This window comes from Paenibacillus sp. GCM10023250, from assembly GCF_042653205.1.
Classification (GTDB): domain Bacteria; phylum Bacillota; class Bacilli; order Paenibacillales; family Paenibacillaceae; genus Paenibacillus_Z.
In genome coordinates, this window is sequence record NZ_JBHSHY010000008.1 from 90,121 (window position 1) to 110,452 (window position 20,332).

The window sequence follows — 20,332 nt, forward strand, 5'->3', positions numbered from 1 at the left end:
TCGGGATTGCAAACGAAGTGGAGGGAACCGCTTGCAGCTAACGTTTCTAGGCACCAGCGCCGGCAGGCCGACAAGAACGCGCAACGTGACGTCGATCGCCCTGTCGCTGCCCGAGCCGCAGTGCGGCTTTTGGCTGTTCGACGCGGGCGAGGGCACGCAGCACCGGATGCTCGGCAGCCGGTTCAAGCTGAATAAATTGGAACGCATTTTCATGACGCATCTTCACGGCGACCATCTGTACGGGCTGCCCGGCCTGCTGAGCAGCCGAGGCTATTTCGAAGGGGCCGCGAAGCTGGATATCTTTGGTCCACCGGGGCTGAAGCGCTACCTGGACACCGTCTTCGAGCTGACTGGCGTGCACCTCGGCTACGAGCTGAACGTCGTCGAGATCGCCGAAGGCGTCGTGCTGGAGGACGATCGTTATCTCGTCGAAGCGGCGGCGCTGGAGCACCGGCTGCCGTGCTTCGGCTACCGGATCACGGAGCGGCCGCAGCACGGGCCGCTCAACCTGAAGCGGCTGGCCGAGCTCGGTGTGCCGGCCGGACCGCTGTACGGCAAGCTGAAGCGCGGCGAGGACGTTACGCTCGAATGCGGGATGACCGTAGCCGCTGCCGACGTTGTCGGCAAGCCGCATCCCGGCCGCGTCGTGACGATTCTCGGCGACACGCGCCCGTGCGACAATGCGGTGCGGCTCGCGCGCGGCGCTGACCTGCTCGTGCACGAGGCGACGTTCGCCGTCGGTTTGGAGGAGAAGGCGGCGGCGTACGGGCATTCGACGTTCGGGCAGGCGGCCGAAACGGCCCGCGCCGCCGGCGCCAAGCGGCTCGTCGTGACGCATTTCAGCTCGCGCTACGACGACGAAGCCGTCGCGGAGCTGGCGAACGGCGTCAAGGCGATTTTCCCGGAGATCGAGCCGGCCGTCGAGATGGCGGACATCGTCATTGCGCGGCCCCCGCTTACAAATTCTTAATGAACCGCGAACGTTCCCTTGACAGTCCGCTGGTAGGATGATGGCGAAGACCAGCGACCACCAGCAGACGAAGGGATGATGATGCATGGATACCGGTAGTCATCTGTTGTTCGGCGTCACGCTTGCCGGCCTTGCCATGGCGGATCCAGCCGTGGCGGCCCATCCGGAGCTGCAGCACGCCGTGCTCGCGGCCGCGCTTCTGGGCAGCCATGCCCCTGACTTCGATGCCGTGATGCGGCTGCGCGGTCCGTCCGCGTACATCCGGCATCACCGCGGCCTGACGCATTCGCTGCCAGCCCCGCTCGCGTGGGCGCCGCTGCTCGGCTTTCCGGCCGCTTGGCTGTTCGGCGCAGGGGAATGGAGCTGGACCGTCGTGCTCTGGACGCTGCTCGCGGTATGCTTCCACATCGTCCTGGATTTGTTCAACGCCTACGGCGTGCAATGCTTAAGGCCGATCAGGCGCAAATGGCTGCATCTCGACGCGCTTCCGCTGTTCGATCCGTATCTGTTCGGGGGGCACGCGGCTGCGGCGCTGCTGTTGCTGTCCGGCTATTCGTACGCCGTGCTCGCATGCATGCTCGTCTATGTGCTGACCGCCCTATATATGGCTTGGCGTCTCACCGTCAACCGCGTCGTGCTGAGCAAACTGACCGCGCATTACAGCATGGACGCGGCATGTATCACGTTGCTGCCGTCACTGCTTGGTACGTCTTGGCAGTACGTGGCCGACACGGGCGACGAATACGCGACCGGCTAGTTCCGGGGCGGCCGGGTGGATGATGCGGCACGGCTCGCGAAGGCGAAGCCGGAGAGCCTCGCAGAACCGGCGAAGGCGACGATGGCCGCGGCCGGCGTGCGGGCGTTCCATCACTTCGCCGAGCGCGTGCACGTGAAGGTGCAGGAGGTCGTCGACGGGTACCTCGTGACATGGAGCGACGTCCGCTTCTGGCATCAGCGCGGCATGCCGTTCAGTGCGGCCGTGACGCTCGACCGGAATATGAACGTGCTGAGCGAACGGATCGGCTGGAACAAGAAATCGTGGCAGCCGCCGTTCGTGTGACGCGCATCCTTATGCATCGCGCGATACGCTTGCGACAGTCCGCGGCAAGGCACCGGCATCATGCGGCGCCCGCTCCCGCGGGCTTTTTTGCGTTTGGCCCCGGAAACGGGAACGCGCCTGCCGAAGGGCATGCGAAATTACCGGTCGTTGGCCCGGGAATTCGCGTCCCGCCGCACTTCCTGCTGGTCAAGCGAACAGATATTCGCTAAAATGGAGCGTATAAAGAGGTGAACCGCACATGTTCAAACGAAAATCGCTGCCCGACCTGATCGAGCAGCTTCGCCATAATGAAAACGTCATCCACTGGCATGAAATCGAACCCCGGGAAGCCCGGCTGCGGCCGGTTCCAGACCGCGTCGACGCGCGCATCCGCGACGCGCTGGCCAGGCGCGGCATCGAGTCGCTGTACACGCATCAGCATTCCGCCTTCGAGGCGGTGAACAAGGGGGAGAACATCGTCGCGGTCACGCCGACCGCCTCGGGGAAGACGATGTGCTACAACCTGCCGGTGCTGCAGGCGATCGCCGGAGATTCGTCAAGCCGCGCGCTGTATATCTTCCCGACCAAGGCGCTCGCTCAGGACCAGAAGAGCGAATTGAACGAGATCATCGCCGAGATGGGCATCGATATCAAGAGCTATACCTACGACGGCGACACGGCCCCGGCGATCCGTCAGGCCGTGCGCAAAGCCGGCCATATCGTCATCACGAATCCCGACATGCTGCATTCGGCGATCCTGCCGCATCATACGAAGTGGGTCAGCTTGTTCGAAAATTTGAAATTCGTCGTCATCGACGAGCTGCACACGTACCGGGGCGTCTTCGGCAGTCACGTCGCCAACGTCATCCGCAGGCTGAAGCGCCTTTGCAAATTTTACGGCAGCGACCCCGTCTTCATCTGCACGTCGGCGACCATCGCGAACCCGAAGGAGCTCGCGGAACAGCTTACGGGCAATCCGATGAGGCTCATCGACGACAATGGCGCGCCCGGCGGGCGGAAGCACTTCGTCTTCTACAACCCGCCGATCGTGAACCAGCCGCTCAATATCCGCAAGAGCGCGACCGTCGAGGTCAACCAGCTGGCCCGCGAGTTTCTGCGGAACAAAATCCAGACGATCGTGTTCGCCCGCAGCCGGGTGCGCGTCGAGCTCATCCTGAGCCATCTGCAGGAGCTGGTCAAGAACGAGCTGACCGCGAAATCGATTCGCGGATATCGCGGCGGCTACCTGCCGCAGCAGCGCCGAGAGATCGAACGCGGCTTGCGCGACGGCGAGATTCTGGGCGTCGTCAGCACGAACGCCCTGGAGCTCGGCGTCGATATCGGACAGCTGCAGGTGTGCGTGATGACCGGCTACCCCGGCAGCGTGGCGAGCACGTGGCAGCAGGCGGGCCGGGCCGGACGCCGCCACGGCGAGGCGCTCATCGTCATGGTGGCCGGCTCGACGCCGATCGACCAGTACATCGTGCACAACCCGGATTATTTCTTCGAGCGGACCCCGGAGCATGCCCGGATCAATCCGGAGAACCTGATGATTCTGGTGGACCATCTGAAATGCGCCGCGTACGAGCTGCCGTTCAAGGGCACGGAAGAATTCGGGCCGCTGGACGTGACGGACATCATGGAATATTTGACGGAGGAGCGGGTGCTTCACCATAGGGGCGATACCTATTATTGGGCGAATCTGGCGTTCCCCGCGAGCGGCGTCAGCCTGCGTTCCGCCTCCCAGGAGAACGTCGTGATCGTCGACCAATCCGTGACCGCGGACGTCAAAATCATCGGGGAAATGGACAAATTCAGCGCCATGACGCTGCTGCACGACGAAGCGATCTATTTGCACGAAGGGGTGCAGTACCAGGTCGAGAAGCTGGATTGGGACCATAACAAGGCGTACGTGCGGGAAGTGGACGTCGAGTATTATACGGACGCCAACCTGGCGGTGCAGACGAAGGTGCTGGAGATCGACCGTACGGCGCAGCGCCCGCTCGGCGCCATTCACTACGGCGACGTCAGCGTCACGGCGCTCCCAACGCTGTTCAAGAAAATCCGCTTGTCCACCAACGAGAACATCGGCTGGGGGCCTATTCATCTCCCGGAGCAGGAGCTGCACACGAGCGCGACCTGGATCGAACTCAAGGACGTCGATCCGCAGCTCGGTACGAAGACGCTGGAGCAGCTGCTCCTCGGCATCGCGAACGTAATGAACCACATCGTGCCCGTACTGGCGATGTGCGACCGCAGCGACGTGCACGTCATCTCGCAGATCAAGGCGGACCATACCGGCCTGCCGACGATCTTCATCTATGATCATTACCCCGGCGGCATCGGGCTTGCCGACGGCATCTACAAGCGGTTCGACGAGGTGAAGGCGGCCGCGATCGACCTGATCCGCCGCTGCCCGTGCGATGACGGCTGTCCGTCGTGCATCGGTTCGGAGATCGAAGGCATGGACGCGAAGCCTAAGAGCCTGCTGGTACTGGAGGGGCTGTAAATGACCGAAATCAGATGCGATAAGCCGGGACGGCAAGGGCCTGGCGCCTGCGGGCGAATGCCCGTCGAATCGCAAACCAAGGCGGCCGTGCCGTCATGAGCGGGCTGCGCGACAAGCTGCTGCGGATGAAGAGCGCCCAGACCGCGCAGGCGGAGCGGCTGGCGGGCATGCCGGAGCAGCCGCCGGCGGCCGCGCTTCGGCCGGAGGCGGCTGGCGTTGCGGCCGGCCTGCATGGCGGGGAAGCGGCCGAAAGCTGGGAAGCCGGCGAAGCCAATCCGCTTGCCGAAGGCTTGGCGGTCGCCGAAGGCATGGAGGCCGCAGGAAGCCCTGGCGGCGCTTCGCGCGACGCAGGCGCCGATCAGGCGGACGAGGAACTGCATCCGGCCTGGAGCGGGATGGGCGTCCGGTTCGTCAGCTCGACGGACGGCGAATTTCTCGTCCGGGAGTCCCGCTATCCGCTGTCGCACCGGCACGGCACGCACCGGCTGGACGAATGGCTCGGCGTCCAGGAAGCGATGTCGGCATTCGATGCGGGAGCCGGCGGCACGTACGCTTACAGGAACGCGCTGTTCCTCGACCTCGAGACGACGGGCCTTGGCGTCGGCGCGGGCAATGTGCCGTTCATGGTCGGCCTGGCGTACGTGCAGGACGACGCGTTCGTCGTCGAGCAGATGCTGATCCGCCATCCCGCGGAGGAACGCGCGATGATCGGTTATTTGAGCGCCATGCTGCCGACGTTCACGCATCTCGTGACGTACAACGGCCGGACGTTCGACTGGCCCGTGCTGCACAACCGGTTTATTTTGCACGGCTACCGCGCGTTCAAATGGGAGCCGGTCCATATCGACTTGCTTCACCCGTCCCGCTCCGTCTGGCGCAACACGCTCGTTTCGTGCAAGCTGAGCCGCGTCGAGGAAGAGCGGCTTGGCATCAGCCGGGGGGACGATGTGCCCGGCTCGCTGGCGCCGGCGATCTATGTTCAATATTTGGCGGACGGGGACCCGGAGCCGCTGCAGGGCGTCTTCGCGCATAACGAGACCGACATGCTGTCGCTCGCGGCGCTGGCGATCCGCTTCGGCCATTTTCTCGCGGGCGGGGTCGGCACGCGCGTCGAGGTTCCGGCGGAAGCCGAGGAGCTGCTCCGCACGGGCTTGTGGCTGGAACGGATGGGCAAGGCGGAGTTAGCCGAGCCGCTGTACGCCCGGTTCGCGGAGCATCCGCGTCCGTCCTACCGGAGCCTGTGCCTGCTGGCGGAACGCGACAAGAAATGTGGAAATTGGACACGCGCTGTGGTATTGTGGCAGAAGGCTGTCCGCATGTCCGGGGAAGCGGTGCTGCCGGACTATGAGGCGCATATCGAGCTTGCGATGTATTACGAGCATAGAACGAAAGAATTCGGGCGCGCGCTGCTGCTGGCGGAGCAGGCGCTCGAGCTGGCGGCCGGCCGCCGTGCGGGACCGCGGGCGCGCGGCCGGCGGCAAGGCGAGCTGGACCTGATCCGCAAGCGGATCGACCGTCTGCGCTTGAAACGATCGAAGGGGTGAACGACATGGGACAGGGCACGGGCCGCCTTCGCGGGTTGCTGATTGACCTGGACGGCACGATGTACCACGGGGGCCGGATGATCCCCGGCGCGGACGAATTCGTCCGGATGCTGAAGACGGAAGCCGTCCGTTATTTGTTCGTTACGAACAATTCGTCCGCGACGCCCGCCGTCGTCGCGGAACGGCTGAACGGGATGGGCATTCCGGCGGAGCCGGGGGACGTCTGCACGTCCGCGCAAGCCGCGGCCGCGTATATCGCGGAACGGCAGCCGGGCGCGCGGGTGCATGCGATCGGAGAGGCCGGCTTGCTCGCCGCGCTGGAGGAGAGGGGCATGCGGCTGGTCGAAGAGGATCCGGAGCTGGTCGTCCAAGGGATCGACCGGTCGTTTACATATGAGAAAGCTGCCGCCGCCGTCCGGCATATCCGCGGCGGCGCGCCGTATATTTTGACGAATCCCGACCTGCTGGTGCCCGCGGAGCACGGGCTTGTTCCGGGCGCCGGGTCGATCGCCGCCATGCTGCGGGCGGCTTCGGGCGCCGAGCCGGTCGTCATCGGCAAGCCGTCGCCAATCGGGATGCGCTTCGCGCTGGACCGGCTGGGCCTGGCGCCGGACGAAACCTGGGTGATCGGCGATAATCCGGCGACCGACATCGCCGCGGGAAAATCCGTCGGTTGTCCGACCGTCCTGGTATTAACCGGGCTGGCAACGGCCGACAATTATAAAGAGCTGCTCGCGTCGGCCGACTGCGAGGCGAACGAGGTCATCGACGACTTGCACCGGTTGCGGGAGTGGCTGCATCGCCGGCTGACAAGGCAGATTGAGAGCCGATAGGAAGGAAGTTGTAGGGATGCCGGAATATCCGGAAATGGAACATTATCGCAGGCTGTTGGCGGAACGCATCGCCGGCCAGCCCATTACGAAGGTCGACGTGACGCGGCCGAAATCCATCAACGTGCCGGTCGAGACGTTCGAGCGGGAGCTTGTCGGCCGGACCGTCTGGTTCGTGGAGCGGCGGGGCAAGATGCTGCTTTTTCACCTCGACAACGGCAAGAGGCTGCTGCTGCATTTGATGCTGGGCGGCTTGATCCGGTACGAATCGCATACGCTGCTGACGCCGGAAGGACTGCCGCCCGAACGGCCGGACCGCTCCGTGCAAGTCACGATCGGCTTTCCCGCGGGTGATCTGTGCTTCATCGGCTTGCGGCTCGGCTATCTTCACCTCTTGACCGTGAAGGAGACGCTCGCACGCTTGGCGGACCTGGGACCGGAGCCGTTCGATCCGCGGTTGACGCTGGACGCTTTCAAGGCGCGGTTCAAAGGAAAACGCGGCTCGTTCAAAACGTCCTTCGTCGACCAGCATGTCATCGCCGGCATCGGCAACTGTTATGCGGACGAGATCGCGTTCGAGGCGCGGGTGCGCCCGGACGCCAAGCTGGCCGCCATCGAGCCGGCGAGCTGGGAGAGGATCTACGCGGCCATGCGCGAAGTGCTGAACGACGCGATTGCCAAGGGCGGATACATGGAGCTTCCGCTGACGGAAGGCGATACGGTGACGGGGGGCTACAACGAGCACTGCCGTGTCTACGACCGCGGCGGCGAAGCCTGCCCGCGCTGCGGAAGCGGGATCGTGCAGACGGAGCTCAACTCGCGCAAGCTGTTCTACTGCCCGTCTTGTCAGAAGGACCGGTAACGCCGGATGCGCGCCGGGTTTCACGTGTCGACGAAGGGAGGCTACCGCGAGGCCGCGAGAAGGGCGGCGGCGTTCGGCGCGGAAGCCTATCAATATTTTCCGAAGAATCCGCGGAGCCTGGCGGTCAAGCGCTTCGACCTCGCGGAGGCGCGGCGCTGCGCGGAATTCTGCGCGGAGCAGGGCATCGTCTCGATCGCGCATTCGCCGTACCCGACCAACGTCGCCTCGGAGGACGCCGAGCATCGCGCGCAGACCGTGCTGTCGCTGCTGAACGATCTCGACATCGCCGAGGCGTGCGGCTCGCTTGGCGTCGTCGTGCATTTCGGCGTCTATAAAGGGCAGGATCCGCTGGAAGGGTATCGCAACGCGGTCGTGACGCTGAGCGCCGTCTCGCAGCAGTGGCGGGGCAAGGCCAAGCTGCTGATCGAGAATCAGGCGGGCGACCACACCTTCATGGGCACGACGATGGAGGAGCTCGCCCAGATCCGCGGTTTATGCAAGGACAATCATAACATCGGCTTTTGCCTCGACACGTGCCACCTGTTCGCGAGCGGGACATGGGACGGAAGCCCGGACGCCGACTGGCTGTGGAAGGCGCAGGCGCTCGGCGTGATCGAGCATCTCGCGGCCGTTCATCTGAACGATTCCGTCTATCCGAGCGGCGAGAAGCGGGACCGGCACGCGGTCATCGGCGAAGGCTGCATCGGCGCGCCGGGCTTGACGTGGCTGCTGCGGCATCCGCTGCTCGCGGACACGCCGTTCGTCTTGGAAACGCCTTCGGGAACGGACGGCACGCATCGGGAGCAATTGGCCCTTATCCGGAGCATGGGAGGCGCGTGAGCGACATGATCAACGTCTATTTGGACGATTACCGGCCGTGCCCGCAGGGGTTCGTGCTCGCGAAATCGGCGGAAGAATGCATCCTGCTGCTGGAGCACGAAGAAGTGGACGTGCTGTCGCTCGATTACGAGCTGGGCTGGGGTCAGCCGAACGGCCTCGCCGTGGTGCAGTACATCGTGGACAGCGGGCGCTATCCGCGAAGCTGTTATTTTCATACGTCCAGCGCCGCGGGCCGGATCGCCATGATTCATTTGCTGTCGCGGCACGCGCCGCCGGACGTGGCCATCCATCACGGGCCGATGAAGCAGGCGTAATTTTGGGGGAGGGGACCGGCATGATCACGCTGCATAACGTCACGTTCCGCCGCGGGGAACGGCAAATTCTAAACGGCGTCAATCTGCGGATGAACCCGGGCGAGCATTGGGTCATTCTCGGGCGCAACGGCTGCGGCAAGACGACGCTGCTCGAAATGATGAATGGTTACGAGTTTCCGACGTCCGGCACGATCGACGTGCTTGGCAACCGCTACGGCGAGTGCGACGTTCGCGAGGTGCGTAAGGAGATCGGCTACATCAGCCAGTCCATCATGGAGAAGCTGACGCTGCGCGACCCGGTCTGGGAAGTCGTCGCGACCGGCGAGTACGCGTTCCTGCGCTTCTATCAGGAGATAGACGAAGCCGTCCGGCAGAAGGCGCTGTCCCTGCTGGAGCAGGTCGGCCTGCCGCATGCAGCCGGGCAGTCGCTCGGTTCGCTCTCGCAGGGGGAGCGGAAGAAGGTGCTGCTCGCCCGCGCGCTCATGCAGGATCCGAAGCTGTTGATCATGGATGAGCCTTGCGCGGGGCTCGATCTGTACGAACGCGAAAATCTGCTGATCGACCTCGGACGGCTGGGCAAGCGCGACCTGATGGTCGTCTACGTGACGCACCATATGGAGGAAATCATCCCGCTGTTCACGCATGTCGCGCTTGTGCAGAACGGGGAAATCGTCGCGGCCGGGCCGAAGAAGGACGTGCTGAGCGCCGAATGGCTCTCCGCCGCCTACGGCTGGCCGGTAGACGTGCATTGGGCAAATGACCGCCCGTGGATTCGGGCATTACCGGGAGGAAAGACGCAGTGACGGAATGGATAGGAACCGCGAATCACGGCTTCGCCTCGTTGGCGATGGAAGAGCTTCGCAGAACGATACAAGGCCTTAAATTCACGCAGCTCATCGCCGGCGAGACATTTCGGATGGAGGTGCCGCTGAACCGTGAAGCGATGGCCGACCAGCTGCGGACGCACGAGCCGATCTTCTTGCGGCATATTCAGGCGATCGACCGCATCCTGCCGATCCAAGGCAACGCGGACGACCTGCAGGCGCTGTCGGAGCTTGTCCGGCACGCCCGCGTCCGCTGCGCGTCCGGTACGACCGCGATCCATCTGCGCAAAGTCGAAGGGTCGCGCTATCCGTATTCCGCCGCCGATACGAAGACGGTGCTGGAAGCGGTGATCATGGAGCTGGGCGGGGAGACGACGATGCAGGCGCCGGATCGGATCCTGTCCATCTTCGCCGGGACGGACGAGCTGTACGTCGGCTGGGGCACGCCGGCCGAGCAGCTCTCCGATTGGCCGGGCGGCGCCGTCCGGTTCCAACGCGAGGAAGGGCAAATTTCGCGCGCGAAATTCAAGCTGCTGGAAGCCGAGCGCGCATTTGACCTTCATTTCGAGACGTTCCGCGACGCGCTCGACATCGGGGCCGCGCCGGGCGGATGGACGCAGCTGCTCTTGGAGCGCGGACTGCGCGTCACATCGATCGATCCGGCGGAGCTTCACCCGAAGCTGGCCGAATACCCGCTGTTGACGGCGCTCAAGAAGAACGCTTCGGACGTGACGTTCGCGCCCGGCTCCTTCGATCTGCTCGTCTGCGACATGAGCTGGAGCCCGATGCAGATGGCCAAGCTGGTGCTCGAGAAGGTCGAGGCGCTCCGGGAAGGCGCGGCGGCGGTCATCACGATCAAGCTGATGCACAAAAAGCCGCTCCAGACGATCCGGGACGTGATCGCGAAGCTGGAGACGGCTTTTGAGCTGCGTAAGGCGAAGCAGCTATTTCATAATCGCGACGAAATGACGATCTATATGGTGAAACGATAACGCATGAGAGCATAGGGCATCGCAGGAAAGCATCCTGATCGCACGGACCGCCGGTCCGTTCGTTCGGGGTGCTTTTTTTGACGTTGAAATGGAGGGAATCGAGAGCAATGAACATGGAACGGGAAGAAACATTCGTGAGCGGCACGCTGATCGGCGGGCGTTACCGTATTCACGGCCTGATCGGCAAAGGCGGAATGGGCGAGGTGTACACAGCGGAGGACGTGCGGCTGCACGGCAAGATTCGCGCCTTGAAGGCGAACCGCTCGAGCGCCGCGTCGGGCTTCCGCGGCGCGGAGGAGGCGGCGCTGCTCATGCGGCTGAACCATCCGCATCTGCCGCTGATCGTGGATTATTTTCCGCCGGAGGAACAAGACGGCTGCGAGCTGCTGGTCATGGATTACATCGACGGGATGACGCTGCAGGCATACTTGGAACGGCAGGGCGGCGTCGTGCCGGCGGCCGTCGTCGTCGAGATCGGCCTTCAGCTGGCCGAGGCGCTTCATTATCTGCACGGCCAGCGGCCCGCGATCATCCACCGGGACTTGAAGCCCACGAACGTAATGATCGACCGCTCCGGGTTCGTGCGGCTCATCGACTTCGGCATCGCCCGGGAATTCAAGCCGGGGCAGGCGAAGGATACGGTGACGCTCGGCACGCCGGGCTTCGCGGCGCCGGAGCAGGAAGGCGACCGCCAGAGCGACGCGCGGACGGACGTGTACGGTCTCGGCGCGCTGCTCTATTATTTGCTTGCCGGCGGGATCAAGCCCGGCAGCGGGCCGGGGGGCGGAAGCGCGCCGGCCATGGGCGGCCTGCTCGGCGGGCCGCCGGCATTGATCGCGGTCATCGCCCGGATGATCGATCCCGTACCCGCGCTGCGTTATCCGACCATGGAAGAGGCCCGGCAGGCGCTCGCGGTCTGCCTGCATGAGCGCTCAGGCGGAGAAGCGGATCGGCAGGCGTTTGCCGCGAGCGGCAGGCAGGCGCGTTCGCGCCGGGTGTCGGTGGTCGTCGCGTCCTTGTCGCCCGGAGCCGGCGCGACATTCACGGCGATTACGCTCGGACATTTGCTCGATCGCCCGGCTTATCCGCCTGCGGCGGCCGTGGAGCATCCCGCGCTCGAGCCGGAATGGCATGCGCTGCTGCCGGATGCGGGGAAAGGGCGGTTCGGAAGCGGGGCGGCCGCCAGCCCCGACCGGAGGTACGCACCGGCGGCTTCGCCGTCCGGGCGGATGACCTGGTACCGCTTGGAGCCCGCGGCGCACGCGGCCGCCGGGCAGGAGGCGGAGCTGCACCTGAAGCACAGGCTGATGCTGCAGGCGATCGAAGCGCCGATCGTGCTGACCGACGTGTCCAGCCGATGGCTGTCGCCGGAGATGGCGGAACAGCTGGCCGCGTGCGAACTGCTGCTGTTCGTGGCCGACCCGTTCCCGGCCAAATGGACGGTCGAACGGCTGGCCGCGGCGAAGCGAATCTGCGCTGAGCGGGAGCTCGCGGGCCGAGGCACGTATTGGATTGCCAACAAGGACGGCAAGTTCGGCGCCCGCGGCGATTGGCTCGCCGCCATGCCGGCGAAGCCCGGCTGCTCCATTCCGCTCTTGCCCGCGGAGGCGTGGACGGATCAGATATGGTCCGGCAAATGGGCCACGGCGCACCGGACATGGCAGCCGCTGCTGGAACGGTCGCTGCAGCCCGTGCTGCAGGCGATTGCCGCGTCGGTGTGAGCCACAGGGGGCGATGAATGTGTTACAATTGAGGGACGCGGCAGCAGGGGGAGACGGAGACCGGACGCGGCGTCCCGGGCGGTCCCGGCCCGGGTCGCGCAAGCCGAAGACCCTTGCATTGGCGGACATGCTTCATTATGATTATGGGAAGGGTTCGCCGGGAACCCGGTTACAGAATAGAGCAAAGTAGGTGCAAAGGCGTATGAACGAACGCATTCTCGTCATCGAAGACGAGGACGGCATCGCGCGGATTCTTCAGCTCGAACTGGAGCACGAAGGTTACGTCGTCGGCCGCGCGGCGGACGGCAGGAGCGGCTTGGAGCAGACGATGAACGGCGAGTGGGACATGCTGCTGCTGGACGTGATGCTGCCGGAGCTGAACGGCATTGAGGTGCTGCGGCGCATCCGGCAGGCGGGCAATCCGATTCCGATCATTCTCTTGACGGCCCGCGACACGATTCCGGATAAAGTGAGCGGATTCGAACACGGTGCCAATGACTATATAACGAAACCTTTCGCCATGGAGGAACTGCTCGCGCGGGTGCGCAACCTGCTGCGCATCTTCCAGCAGCAGCCGAAGGAGCCGGAGAGCCCCGACGTGCTGAAAGCCGCGGATTTGTCGATCGAGCTGCGAACGCGCAAGGTGTTTCGCAAGGATCTGCCGATCGAACTTACGCCTCGTGAATTCGAGCTGCTCGTCTATTTGGCTGAGCATCGGAACGAAGAGAAATCCCGCGAGGACATTTTATCCGAAGTGTGGGGTTACGATTTTATCGGGGAAACGAACTTGGTGGACGTCTACATCCGGTATTTGCGGCAGAAGGTCGATAAAGGCTACCGCCATAAACTCATTCATACGGTCCGCGGCGTCGGCTACATGCTGAAGGAGCCGGATGCATGACGCTTCGCCGCCGATTTACGTTTTTTACGATTTTTTGGCTTATTTTTATATTGATCTTGTTTAATATCTTCGTCTACTTGTTCGTGATCAAAATCACGATCCGCAGCGAGGATCAGCTGCTCACGAACAAAGTGAACATCCTGCTCGAGGATCCTCGGATCAACGACCCGACCCAGCTGTCGAACGCCGATTTGCTGCGGGATTACTACAACGTCAGCGAACTGATGCGCATCGTGGACAGCAACGGCAAAGTGGTCAACACGCAAGGCTCCGACCCGGAGCTGCTCGCTCTCAAGCACGATTTCACCACGCGTCACGACACGGGCATGTTCTTCATCGACGGACGCCGCGTGCTCTATATGAAGGTGCCGCTCTTCCACGATAACGAAATCATCGGCACGCTGGAGCTGTACCGCAAGCTAACGCTGCTCGACAGCTACTTGAAAGTGCTCGTCATCGCGCTGTCGATCACGAGCATCGGGGCGATTCTGTTCGCGATCTTCGGAACCTACTGGTTCACGTCCCGCCTCACGTCGCCGATCCAGCACATGGTGCAGACGATGCGGGAAATCGACCGGAGCGGCAAGCTGCGCAAAATCGAGCTAGCCGAGCGCGACCAATCCGCGGAGCTGCTGCAGCTCGCCCGGGCGTTCAACCAAATGGTCGACCGGCTCGAACGGACATTCGATCGCCAGAAGCAGTTCGTCGCCGACGCGTCGCACGAGCTGAAGACGCCGATCACGGTCATCACCAGCTACGCCGGCATGCTGAAGCGCTGGGGCCGGGACGACGCGAGCATTCGGGACGAAGCGATCGAAGCGATAAGCAAGGAATCGACGCGGCTGCAGAACCTGACGAAGTCTATGCTGCAGCTGGCGCAGGCGGAGCAGGAGGACTGGCTTCAGCGGGAAACGTTCAATCTGGTGCAGCTCGCCGACGAGACGGCGGATATGCTGCACATGACGTTCCAGCGGATGATCCGCGTCCATACGCCGGGCAAGCAGGACATCCGGATGAACGCCGATAAGGAGAAAATCCGCCAGCTGCTGGTCATCTTGCTCGATAACGCCATCAAATACAGCAAGGAACCGATCGACATCAACATCGCGCTGCATAAGAACGTCGTCCGGTTCTCGGTCTCGGATAAAGGCATCGGCATTCCGGAGGAAGAAATGCCGAACCTATTCGAGCGTTTCTACCGGGTAGACGGGGCGAGAAGCCGTTCGACCGGCGGCGTCGGGCTCGGCCTGTCCATCGCGAAGCGGATCGTCGACCTCCATGAAGGGCAGATCGACGTATTCAGCAAGCCGGACCAAGGAACGACGATCTCGATCGCGATTCCGCAAAAAAAATAGCGTCACGTAAAGGAGAGAGCGTACCATGAGCGGCATCCGCGTTTGCGCCGTGCAGTATAAGCTGGCCGACATCGACAGCTTCGATCAATTCGCGTTCCAAGTCCGGCACTACGTCCGGAACGCCTCGGAGTACGGGGTACAGGTCATCCTGTTCCCCGAATTTTTCACGACGCAGCTTCTGTCCATCGGGGACGGGACGGGCGCCGCGCTGCCGATCGGCGGGCTCCCGGAATTCACGGACGCCTACATCGCGCTGTTCCGGTCGCTGGCGGCGGAATACGGCGTCCATATTATCGGCGGCACGCACGTCATCGCAGCGGAAGGCGGCAAGCTGAACAACGCCGCGCATCTGTTCTATCCCGACGGCCGCGTGGAGAAGCAGGCTAAGCTGCACATGACGCCGACGGAGCGCGAGGAATGGAACATGTCGCCCGGCGAAGGGCTTGAGGTGTTCGACACGCCGTTCGGCACGATCGCCATGCTGACGTGCTACGATATCGAGTTTCCGGAGATTGTCCGGATGGCGCGGGCCAAGGGAGCGGACATCATTTTCTGCCCTTCCTGTACCGACGACCGTCACGGCTTCTACCGCGTGCGTTACTGCTGCCACGCGCGAGCGGTCGAGAATCAAGTCTATATCGTCACGACGGGCACGGTCGGCTCTCTCCGGAAGGTCGACTTTATGCGGGCGAACTTCGGGCAGGCCGCGGTCATCTCGCCGAACGACATTCCGTTCCCGCCGGCAGGCATCCTGACGGAAGGCGTCGTGAACGACGACATGCTCGTCGTCGCGGACATCGACGTCCGCCTGCTGCACGACGTCCGGGCAGCCGGTTTCGTCACGACGTGGCGCGACCGCCGCACCGATCTGTACGGCGACTGGTCTTAAGCCGGCGGTCCGTCCGCGCGAAGGAGGAGTTATCGCAATGCGCAAGCAGTTGATCGTCTTCTTAAACGGCAAGCCGATCGAGATCGTCATTCGCAATTATACGTTTACCGATTTTCCGGGCATGATCGAGATTCAGAAACTGTGCTTTCCGCCGCCATACCCGTCCGAGCTGTGGTGGAGCGAGCAGCAGCTCCGCGAGCACGTGACGCGGTTTCCCGAAGGCGCGTTATGCGCGGAACACGACGGCAAGCTGATCGGCTCGATGACGGGGCTCGTCGTGCGCGGCGATGCGCTGCATGGCGACCATCGCTGGGAGACCGTCACCGATCGCGGCTATATCCGCACGCACGATCCGAACGGAGACACGCTCTACATCGCGGACATCTGCGTCGTACCGGAGATGCGCAAGGCCGGGATCGGCAAATGGCTCATGCAGAGCATGTATGAGACGGTCGTCCATCTCGGGCTGAAGCGGCTGCTCGGCGGCGGCCGGATGCCGAGCTATCACCGGTACGCGGACGAGGTCGCGCCGGACGACTACTTATCCGGCATCGTCGCGGGGCGGTACAGCGATCCTGTGATCACGTTCCTGCTGCGCTGCGGCCGGATGCCGATTGGGACCGTCGCCGGCTACCTGGACGACGAGGAATCGCGCAATTACGCCGCGCTCATGGAGTGGCGGAACCCCTTTCATCCCGGAGAAGGCGGCCATTAACAGACCGAAGGAGCGAAACCATGGACTACATACGCATTCAATCCATTGACCACCCGCTGTTCGCCAAGATGCACGACCTGATGAAGACGGTTTTCCCGCCGGAGGAAGTGCTGGCGTTTGAGAAATGGCGCGCGCCGCTCGAGGACGAGAGCATCCACGTGTACGTCGCCGTGCATGAAGGCGAGGTCGTCGGCACGACGGAGTACCGGTATTATCCGGGCCTGCGTGTGGCGATGACGGACTTCACGATCGTCGGCCGCCCGGGTCTCGGCATCGGCCGCTTCCTGCTTCGCAGCCGAGAGCGGGATTTACAGCGGCTTGCGGCGGAGAGCGGGACCGTTTCGCTTGGCATGTTCGCCGAAATTTACGATCCGGCGCAAGCGAGCTACGAATTCGGCGGCATCTACCCGATGAATCCGTACGTGCGCCGGGAAGTGCTCTCGCATATCGGCTACATGCGGCTTGATTTCCCGTACGTGCATCCGTCCTGGGAAGAGGACGGCTCGGCGGTCGGGGGCCTCAATCTCAGTTTCCTCCCCGCCGACGAGAACCGGACGGAACTCGACGCGTCGCTCGTGACGGCGTTTCTGACCCAATATTATTCGGCGCTGCCGAACAAGCCTGCGGAATGGTATGCGATGATGGAGCAGTTGAAGACGCAGGACAAGCTGCGCCTGCTGCCGCTCTAGATCCGTGTCCCGGCCGCGACCGGGCGGCATCTTGCGCCGGCGCGATTCAATAACGAATGCACGGCTAGGTTTTTCTAAAGGAGTATCGCAGCATGAAAATCACGTTTTGGGGAACGGGCGACGCCATGGGCGTTCCGCGGGTCTACTGCGCCTGTCCGGTTTGCGAGGAGGCGAGAAGCGGCGGGACGAACCGCCGGTACCGCTCGCTCGTCCGGCTGGAGGACGAGGGGATCGGCTCGCTGTTGATCGATTGCGGCCCGGACTGGCGCCGCGGCATGGAAGCTGCGGGACTTCGGCAGCTCGACGCCGTGCTGATTACCCACGCCCACTTCGACCACATCGCCGGGCTGCCGGAATATGCCGACTTGTGCCGGTGGCTCGGGCGCCAAGGAACGGCGTACGCGATGCCGGACGTCATCGACGAGATTCTCGTCCGATTCCCTTGGCTGTCCAGACAGATCGCGTTCGTGCCGATCGAAGGCGACCTGACGTTCGGCAGCTGGAAGGCGTTCTGCTGGAAGGTCAACCACGGCAAGAACGGTTACGCGTACGCCTACCGGTTCGAGAACGCCGCGACCGGACGCAGCTTCGCGTATTGCTCCGACGCCATCGCGCTGTCGGACGAAGAGCTGGAGCCGCTTCACGGACTCGACGTGCTGATTCTCGGCACAAGCTTCTACGAGGAGCCGTACGCGTTCGAGAGCCGTTCCGTCTACGACGTCCGCGAAGCGCTGGCGCTGCTCGAACGGTTGAAGCCGGGACGCGCGGTGTTCACGCACCTGTCGCACGACATCGACCTCGGCCGCGATTACGGGCTGCCGGCCGGAGCGGCGTTCGCGCGGACGGGACAGACGGTTACGGTGTAGGCCGAGGCCGCCGAACTCGGTTTGGGTTGGAGCCAGCTTGACATTGACGGCGGCCAGCCGTTATGATGTTACTAACTTTAACCAGCAAGGGGAAATTTTGATGCGTGTCGGTGTTCTTAACTTCTAATTGGATATGACCTGGGGCCGAAGGCCGCCAGGGACGAAAGCGCAAATCGCAAAGCTTGAACGACCTGCGCCTTGACCGTTTTACGGCAGGTTTAGTTCGTTATTCCCGATTCCGCGTTCTCGTCGCCAATGAGTTAAGAACATGACCCATTTCCCGCCTGCTGCAGGACGGTAATGGAGCGTGCTCTTCGAGCACGCTTTTTTCATGCCGGTGTTCCATTTCTCGCGAGAAGTGGGCGATCGGCTGAAGCACCGTCATTCCCACAGGGACGGAATGCGTTTATGCGCTTTCCGTCCCTTTTTTTATTTTCATATTAACGAAAAGGATGGGTGCACGATGAATCACAAGACGATGACGACTCTGGAATTTCATAAAATTAAAGCGATGCTGGCCGCGTATACGGTCTCGGAAGCGGGAAGGACGCTCGTCGACCGGCTGGAGCCGAGCCGGCACGCCAAGCAGGTCGCAGCCTGGCTGAAAGAAACGGAAGAGGCGGCAGCGCTGCTCGCGACCGGTGCCAGCGTGCCGTTGTCCGCCATGGAGGGCATCGGGCCGTTCCTGGCGCTGCTCGGCAAAGGCAAAATCTACACGGAGCACGAGCTGGGCCAGCTCGCCGTCTGGCTGACGTCCGTGGCGCAAATGAAACGCTACATGGACGGCAAGCGGATGACGGCGCCGACGATCAGCGGCTACGCCGATTCCATGCAGGACTGCCCGGAGCTCGTGCGCGAGCTGGACCGCTGCATTCGGCATGGACGATTGACCGACCAGGCGAGTCCCGAGCTGGGCGACATCCGGCGCCATATCGCGGCCGCCGAGGACCGGATCGAGCGCAGGCTCAACCAGCTGCTCGGCAAGTACAAGAGCGCGCTGCAGGAGCAGCTCGTCAGCAGGCGGAACGGCCGTTTCGTCATTCCGGTCAAGCGCGAGCTGCGACGTCAAGTACCGGGCACGGTATGGGACGAATCGGCGAGCGGCCAGACGCTGTTCGTGGAACCGGCCGACGTGGCGGACCTGCAGGGCGAGCTGCAGCTGTGGCAGGGCGAGGAGGAACGCGAGCGGACGCGGATATTATCGGAGCTGTCCGACTTGGCGGAAACGCATGCCGCGGCGTTCCGGTGGAACATGGAGGCGATGGCGTCGTTCGACTTCATCTTTGCGCGCGGCAAGCTGGCCCGGACATACGACGGCATCGCGCCGGCGCTCGTCGACCGGCCGTTCGTCCGCCTAGTCGGCGCGCGGCATCCGCTGCTCGGCGAGAAAGCGGTGCCGTTGACGGTCGAGCTCGGCGAAGCTTGGCGGCAGTTGATCATAACGGGGCCGAATACGGGCGGGAAGACGGTCGCGCTCAAGACGGTCGGCTTGTTTGCCTTGATGAACCAGGCGGGGCTGCTGCTGCCGGCGGAGCGGGGCACGGAGATGGGGCTGTTCGAGCATGTCCTGGCCGATGTTGGCGACGGGCAAAGCATTGAGCAGTCGCTCAGCACGTTCTCGGCGCATATGGACGCGTTAAGCGACATGCTGCGGGCGGCGAATGGCCGATCGCTCCTGCTGCTCGACGAGCTGGCGGCGGGGACGGATCCGGGGGAGGGCATCGCGCTCTCGATCGCGGTGCTGGAGGAGCTGCTGCAGCGGGGATCGCTGGTGGCGGCGACGACGCATTTCAATGAAATCAAGCGGTTCGCGTCGCACGTACCGGGCTGCACGAACGCACGGATGACGTTCGACCCCGAGACGCTAAGGCCGCTCTACCGGCTGGAGATCGGCGAAGCCGGCGACAGCTTCGCCTTCGCGATCGCCCGGCGGTTCGGTCTGCCGGAAGCCGTGGTGAAACGGGCGGAGAAGCGAGCGAAGTCGGCGGTCCGTCCTCGAGAAGAAGCGGACGCGGGGGAAGCCGTTCCATACGGAGCGCCTTCCGATTCGCAGCCGTTCGACCAAGCGTCGGCTAAGAGGCCGAAACGTTCGAAGAAGGCCGGCCGAGACTCCGTCGGCCCCACGGACCCGGAGACGACGGCGGGGGAGCCCAAGGTGAAGCGGCCGCTCGAGGTCGGTGACTCCGTCTGGATCCATCCGCTCCGCCGAACGGGCATCGTCTACCGGACGGCGGACGAACGGGGCGACGTCGTCGTGCAGGTGCAGAAGGCGAAGATGACGTTCAACCGGAAGCGGCTGTCGTTGTACATCGCGCACACGGAGCTGTATCCGGGAGGCGGCTACGACCTCGACATCGTGTTCGAATCCAAGGAGAACAGGAAGAAGCGGAATCTCATGCGCCGCAAATACGTGCCCGGCTTGTCGATCGAGTCGCCGGCCGACGACAAGGAGTAGGAAGGGGCGAACGGGGT

The 20,332-nt window shown here is 63.6% G+C and carries 19 protein-coding genes; all 19 read left to right on the top strand.

The features are described from left to right. Positions 1 to 31: 31 nt before the first annotated feature. The 19 genes from rnz to ACFPB1_RS09550 all read left to right on the top strand — a co-directional run bounded on the left by rnz (position 32) and on the right by ACFPB1_RS09550 (position 20,315). Entirely contained in the window at positions 32 to 970 is a 939-nt protein-coding gene (gene rnz / locus ACFPB1_RS09460; protein ID WP_379224408.1) for a ribonuclease Z, read from the top strand. An 85-nt stretch (positions 971 to 1,055) separates the two neighbouring features. Beyond that, a complete protein-coding gene (locus ACFPB1_RS09465) occupies positions 1,056 to 1,727 on the top strand; it encodes a metal-dependent hydrolase (RefSeq protein WP_379224410.1) in 672 nt (223 codons plus the stop codon). 15 nt (positions 1,728 to 1,742) lie between these two features. Next, positions 1,743 to 2,030 carry a hypothetical protein gene (locus tag ACFPB1_RS09470; RefSeq protein ID WP_379224412.1) on the top strand — a complete coding sequence of 96 codons (288 nt, stop codon included), beginning with the start codon at positions 1,743 to 1,745 and terminating at the stop codon, positions 2,028 to 2,030. 238 nt (positions 2,031 to 2,268) lie between these two features. Further along, positions 2,269 to 4,518 (top strand): DEAD/DEAH box helicase, encoded by a 2,250-nt coding sequence (locus tag ACFPB1_RS09475; protein WP_379224414.1) that lies wholly within the window; start codon positions 2,269 to 2,271, stop codon positions 4,516 to 4,518. 95 nt (positions 4,519 to 4,613) lie between these two features. Continuing rightward, positions 4,614 to 6,062, top strand: coding sequence for a ribonuclease H-like domain-containing protein (locus ACFPB1_RS09480; protein WP_379224416.1), 1,449 nt, complete (start codon positions 4,614 to 4,616; stop codon positions 6,060 to 6,062). Between the two features lie 5 nt (positions 6,063 to 6,067). Then, positions 6,068 to 6,895, top strand: coding sequence for a TIGR01457 family HAD-type hydrolase (locus tag ACFPB1_RS09485; RefSeq protein ID WP_379224418.1), 828 nt, complete (start codon positions 6,068 to 6,070; stop codon positions 6,893 to 6,895). Positions 6,896 to 6,911: 16 nt separating this feature from the next. Next, a complete protein-coding gene (locus ACFPB1_RS09490) occupies positions 6,912 to 7,754 on the top strand; it encodes an Fpg/Nei family DNA glycosylase (protein WP_379224420.1) in 843 nt (280 codons plus the stop codon). A 6-nt stretch (positions 7,755 to 7,760) separates the two neighbouring features. Continuing rightward, entirely contained in the window at positions 7,761 to 8,594 is an 834-nt protein-coding gene (locus tag ACFPB1_RS09495; protein WP_379224422.1) for a deoxyribonuclease IV, read from the top strand. A 5-nt stretch (positions 8,595 to 8,599) separates the two neighbouring features. Continuing rightward, positions 8,600 to 8,908 carry a cyclic-phosphate processing receiver domain-containing protein gene (locus ACFPB1_RS09500; protein WP_379224424.1) on the top strand — a complete coding sequence of 103 codons (309 nt, stop codon included), beginning with the start codon at positions 8,600 to 8,602 and terminating at the stop codon, positions 8,906 to 8,908. 20 nt (positions 8,909 to 8,928) lie between these two features. Beyond that, the gene (locus ACFPB1_RS09505) at positions 8,929 to 9,711 is read left to right on the top strand and encodes an ABC transporter ATP-binding protein (RefSeq protein WP_379224426.1); all 783 of its coding nucleotides are present in this window, start codon (positions 8,929 to 8,931) and stop codon (positions 9,709 to 9,711) included. Next, complete coding sequence (locus ACFPB1_RS09510) at positions 9,708 to 10,724, top strand: SAM-dependent methyltransferase (protein WP_379224428.1); 1,017 nt, start codon at positions 9,708 to 9,710, stop codon at positions 10,722 to 10,724. Before ACFPB1_RS09505 ends, ACFPB1_RS09510 begins: the two co-directional genes overlap by 4 nt. 107 nt (positions 10,725 to 10,831) lie before the next feature. Continuing rightward, the gene (locus tag ACFPB1_RS09515) at positions 10,832 to 12,445 is read left to right on the top strand and encodes a serine/threonine protein kinase (RefSeq protein ID WP_379224430.1); all 1,614 of its coding nucleotides are present in this window, start codon (positions 10,832 to 10,834) and stop codon (positions 12,443 to 12,445) included. A 202-nt stretch (positions 12,446 to 12,647) separates the two neighbouring features. Further along, positions 12,648 to 13,346: a response regulator transcription factor gene (locus tag ACFPB1_RS09520; protein ID WP_379224432.1), complete on the top strand. Its 699-nt coding sequence runs from the start codon at positions 12,648 to 12,650 to the stop codon at positions 13,344 to 13,346. Further along, positions 13,343 to 14,701, top strand: a complete 1,359-nt coding sequence (locus ACFPB1_RS09525; protein WP_379224434.1) for a HAMP domain-containing sensor histidine kinase — start codon at positions 13,343 to 13,345, stop codon at positions 14,699 to 14,701. Before ACFPB1_RS09520 ends, ACFPB1_RS09525 begins: the two co-directional genes overlap by 4 nt. 25 nt (positions 14,702 to 14,726) lie before the next feature. Further along, complete coding sequence (locus ACFPB1_RS09530; RefSeq protein ID WP_379224436.1) at positions 14,727 to 15,590, top strand: carbon-nitrogen hydrolase family protein; 864 nt, start codon at positions 14,727 to 14,729, stop codon at positions 15,588 to 15,590. Between the two features lie 37 nt (positions 15,591 to 15,627). After that, positions 15,628 to 16,305: a GNAT family N-acetyltransferase gene (locus ACFPB1_RS09535; RefSeq protein WP_379224438.1), complete on the top strand. Its 678-nt coding sequence runs from the start codon at positions 15,628 to 15,630 to the stop codon at positions 16,303 to 16,305. A 20-nt stretch (positions 16,306 to 16,325) separates the two neighbouring features. Continuing rightward, positions 16,326 to 16,994 (top strand): GNAT family N-acetyltransferase, encoded by a 669-nt coding sequence (locus tag ACFPB1_RS09540; RefSeq protein ID WP_379224441.1) that lies wholly within the window; start codon positions 16,326 to 16,328, stop codon positions 16,992 to 16,994. A 92-nt stretch (positions 16,995 to 17,086) separates the two neighbouring features. After that, on the top strand, positions 17,087 to 17,860 hold the full coding sequence (locus tag ACFPB1_RS09545; RefSeq protein ID WP_379224443.1) for an MBL fold metallo-hydrolase: 774 nt from the start codon (positions 17,087 to 17,089) through the stop codon (positions 17,858 to 17,860). A gap of 463 nt (positions 17,861 to 18,323) precedes the next feature. Then, a complete protein-coding gene (locus ACFPB1_RS09550; RefSeq protein WP_379224445.1) occupies positions 18,324 to 20,315 on the top strand; it encodes an endonuclease MutS2 in 1,992 nt (663 codons plus the stop codon). Positions 20,316 to 20,332: the final 17 nt, after the last annotated feature.